Origin of the sequence: Micromonospora maritima (assembly GCF_902825405.1) — a bacterium.
In the GTDB taxonomy this organism is placed as follows: Bacteria; Actinomycetota; Actinomycetes; order Mycobacteriales; family Micromonosporaceae; genus Micromonospora; species Micromonospora maritima.
In genome coordinates this window covers 1-3,339 of record NZ_CADEAU010000546.1, presented here as the reverse complement: position 1 = coordinate 3,339, position 3,339 = coordinate 1, and the positions used below count along the sequence as shown (strand labels likewise).

Annotated in this window: 4 protein-coding genes; 1 reads left to right on the top strand and 3 read right to left on the bottom strand. The window is 76.6% G+C overall.

Going from position 1 to position 3,339, the window contains the following annotated elements; translation table 11 throughout:
• On the bottom strand, nucleotides 1-193 hold a 193-nt coding region (locus tag HUW36_RS28770; RefSeq protein ID WP_174530991.1), incomplete at its 3' end, for an AfsR/SARP family transcriptional regulator.
• A 98-nt stretch (nucleotides 194-291) separates the two neighbouring features.
• Between HUW36_RS28770 and HUW36_RS28765 the strand changes: the two genes are divergently transcribed.
• The gene (locus HUW36_RS28765) at nucleotides 292-1,170 is read left to right on the top strand and encodes an alpha/beta fold hydrolase (protein WP_174530990.1); all 879 of its coding nucleotides are present in this window, start codon (nucleotides 292-294) and stop codon (nucleotides 1,168-1,170) included.
• Nucleotides 1,171-1,221: 51 nt separating this feature from the next.
• On the opposite strand, the gene HUW36_RS28760 is transcribed toward HUW36_RS28765, so the two are convergent.
• Entirely contained in the window at nucleotides 1,222-2,193 is a 972-nt protein-coding gene (locus HUW36_RS28760) for a transmembrane transport protein (protein WP_174530989.1), read from the bottom strand.
• A complete protein-coding gene (locus tag HUW36_RS28755; protein ID WP_174530988.1) occupies nucleotides 2,190-3,041 on the bottom strand; it encodes an ABC transporter ATP-binding protein in 852 nt (283 codons plus the stop codon). Before HUW36_RS28755 ends, HUW36_RS28760 begins: the two co-directional genes overlap by 4 nt.
• Nucleotides 3,042-3,339: the final 298 nt, after the last annotated feature.

The following is a 3,339-nucleotide window of genomic DNA, read 5'->3' as shown; positions in this document are numbered from 1 at the left end:
GGACCGCGCCCACCGCGCCGGCCGGCGGGTCGTCCCACAGGTCGTCGACGATCTGCCCGACCGGCACGGTCCGGCCCCGGGCGGCGACCAGCCGCGCCAGCACGGCCCGGTGCCGGGGCCCCTTGAGGTCGACCGGCGCACCCGCGTCGTCCCAGGCCGTAACCGGACCCAGCACACCGAAACCGACAGGCACCGACCCCTCCTCGACCCGGGCCACCGTATCGCGCTCATCGGTTGCTCATCCGGCGCCGCCACGCTGGACCGGTACGACGAGACGAAAGAGGGATCGAGATGAGCACCGCCATCGCGGGATTCGACTACCAGCGCGTTCCGGTCGCCGAGGGTGTGGCGCTGAATGTCGCAGTGGGGGGCGCCGGCAGCCCGGTCGTGCTGCTGCACGGCTTCCCGCAGACCCACCTGATGTGGCGGCACGTCGCCGCCGACCTGGCCGCCGACCACACCGTGATCTGCCCGGACCTGCGCGGCTACGGCGCGAGCGACAAGCCGGCCGCGCGAGGCGAGGACACGTACGCCAAGCGGACCATGGCCGCCGACGTGGTGGCCCTGGCCCGCGCGCTCGGCCACGACCGGTTCGCGCTGGCCGGGCACGACCGGGGCGCCCTGGTCGCGGTGCGCGCCGGCCTGGACCACCCGGACGTGGTCACCCACCTGGCGTCGCTGGATGTGCTGCCCACCCTCGACATGTGGGACGTGCTGCACGGCGCGTCCGCGTCGGTCGCGTTCCACCTCTACCTGATGGCCCAGCCGCCGGGCCTGCCCGAGCGCATGATCGCGGCCAGCGCGGACGCGTTCTTCGGTTTCTTCCTCGACGCCTGGGGCGGCGACCCGGCGGCGATGCCGGCCGACGTGCGCGCCGAGTACCTGCGGGCCTCCCGCGAGGCGGTCGACTCGATCGTGGCCGACTACCGGGCCTCGGCCGGGATCGACGTGACGCACGACCGGGCCGACCGGGACGCCGGCCGGCGGCTGGCCATGCCCGTCACCGTGCTCCAGCAGGACTGGGGCGCGGCGCTCGGCTACGACGCCGAAGCGGTGTGGCGGGCCTGGGCGCCGGACCTGGAACACCGCACCACCACGGCCGGCCACTTCCTGGCCGAGTCGGCCCCGGACGAGGTCGTCGCGGCGCTGCGCGCGCTGCTCAAGCGGTAGCCACGGCGGGTGCGGGCGCCACCCGGCGCCCGCACCGTCCGCCCGGTCCGCTCAGCCGGCCCGTCGCCGCAGGCGCCACCGGCCGAGCACCGCCAGCAGGCCGGCCGCGCCGAGGTGCAGCGCCAGCTCGATCCACTGGAACGGCCAGAACCGGCGGTTGGGCTGGTAGGCCAGGTCCACGTGCAGGTCGAGCGCGCCGAGGCACACCGCGGTGTCGCCGAACGTGCCGGTGGCGCCGGTGCGCGGCGGGTCGCGGAAGCAGGCGCCGAACGCGGCGTCGGAGAGCTGCCGCCCGTCGGCGGTGCGCAGCGGGCTGATGTCGGTGACCCAGGCGCCCGGCACGTCGAGCCCGCCGACGACCGGGCCGCCGGTGATGCTGCCCAGGTTCCGGGCCCGGTTGACCGCCTCGGCGGTCATCGGCACGGTGACCCGCTCCGGCGGCAGGTAGTGCGGGCGCAGCAGGTTCGGCACCGCGAGCTGCGCCGCGACCACCACCAGGAACACCAGCGCCATCGCCGGGAGGGTACGGCGCAGCAGCAGCCCGGTGACCGCGCCGAGGACGAGCGCGAACACCGCGTAGCCGATCGGCGCGACGCCGCGCGCGCCGAACAGCACCGTGCTGAACCGGTCGCCGGCCGCCCGGTCCACCGGGGCGGCCGCCCAGGTGAGCGCCGCGCTCAGCAGCCCGGCGACGAGTGCGGCGGCCAGCCCGGTGACGGCCAGCTTGACGGTGAGCCAGCGGCCCCGGGGCACGCTCTGGTTCCACACCAGCCGGTGGGTGCCGGTCTCCAGCTCCCGGGCGACCAGCGGCGCGCCCCAGAACGCGCCGAGCAGCGCCGGCACCAGCGCGAACCCGCCGGCGAGGAAGAGCATCGTCTGGGCGTACCGGTCGGGCAGCCGGGCCGGGTCGGGGACGGCTCGGACGTCCGCGCCGAGGCGCAGCAGCCCGGCGCCGGCCAGGGCCAGCAGGACCACGCCGGCGAGGGCGGGGAGGCGGAACTGGCGCAGCGTGAAGCGGATCATCGGGTCACCGCCGCGCTCGGCCGGTGGGCGGCCCGGGACAGGTACGCCAGAGCCAGCTCCTCCAGCGGCACCGGCGCGCCGCCGCGTACCGCCGGGCCCCGGACCACGACGCGGCCGGGTTCGGCCCAGACCACCTCGGCCCCGGCGGGCGCGGTGGCGGGGTCGTCGATCCGGTGGTGCGCCGCGAGCAGGTCGGCGACCGGGCCGGCCACCTGCACCCGCCCGGCGCAGAGCACGACCAGGTGGTCGCAGACCTGCGCCACGTCGCCCAGCAGATGCGAGGAGAGCACGGCGGTGGCGCCGAGTTCCCGCACGAAGCCGGCCAGGCCCCGCAGGAAGTCGCGGCGCGCCAGCGGGTCCAGCGCGGCGGCCGGCTCGTCGAGGACGACGAGGTCCGGGCGCTTCGCGGCGGCGAGCGTCAACGCGAGCTGCGCGCGTTGCCCGCCGGAGAGCCGGCCCGCCCTCTGCCGCGGGTCCAGGCCGGCCTCGGTGATCCGGCGGCGGGCCAGCGCGGCGTCCCAGGACGGGTTCAGCCAGGAGCCCATCCGCAGGTGCTCGGCGACCGTCAGGGAGGCGTACACGGGGGTGTCCTGGGCGACGAAGCCGACCCGGGCCAGGTGCGCCGCGTCCGCCGCCGGCGGCGAGCCGAGCACCGACAGTGTGCCCGAGGTCGGCGCGATCAGGCCGCAGACCAGTTGCAGCAGGGTGGACTTGCCGGCGCCGTTCGGGCCGACCAGGCCGACCACGTGTCCACGCGGGACGCTCAGGTCGCAGTCGGCAAGCGCGGTGCGCCGGCCGTAGCGTTTGGTCAGCCGCTCGGCGTGCAGGACCGGTGGTGGTGGGTTCATGCGGCTCATCCTGGGCACGGCGCGGCCGGACGGCATCGGTCCGGAGCAGGGTCCCGTCCCGCCGGCGACCCTACTTTCGGCCGGTTCGTCGCGGCCGGCGATCTCCTACCGTGCTGGGCATGGGTGTGCAACGGCTGATCCGGGTGGCGGCCACGACAGGGCTCGCGGCGGCGCTGGCCGCAGCGATCGGTTTCCAGGCGCTGGCGATCGGCGCGAGCTGGGGCCTGCGGTACTGGCTGGCCGGCGGCGCCGCCGCCGTCGTGGTCGGCGCGCTGGCCCTGGTACGCCGCCGGCAGCC

Coding starts and splice junctions, on each gene's coding strand:
- HUW36_RS28760 (WP_174530989.1), bottom strand. CDS start 2,193: ATGATCCGCTTCACGCTGCGCCAGTTCCGCCTCCCCGCCCTCGCCGGC.
- HUW36_RS28765 (WP_174530990.1), top strand. CDS start 292: ATGAGCACCGCCATCGCGGGATTCGACTACCAGCGCGTTCCGGTCGCC.
- HUW36_RS28755 (WP_174530988.1), bottom strand. CDS start 3,041: ATGAACCCACCACCACCGGTCCTGCACGCCGAGCGGCTGACCAAACGC.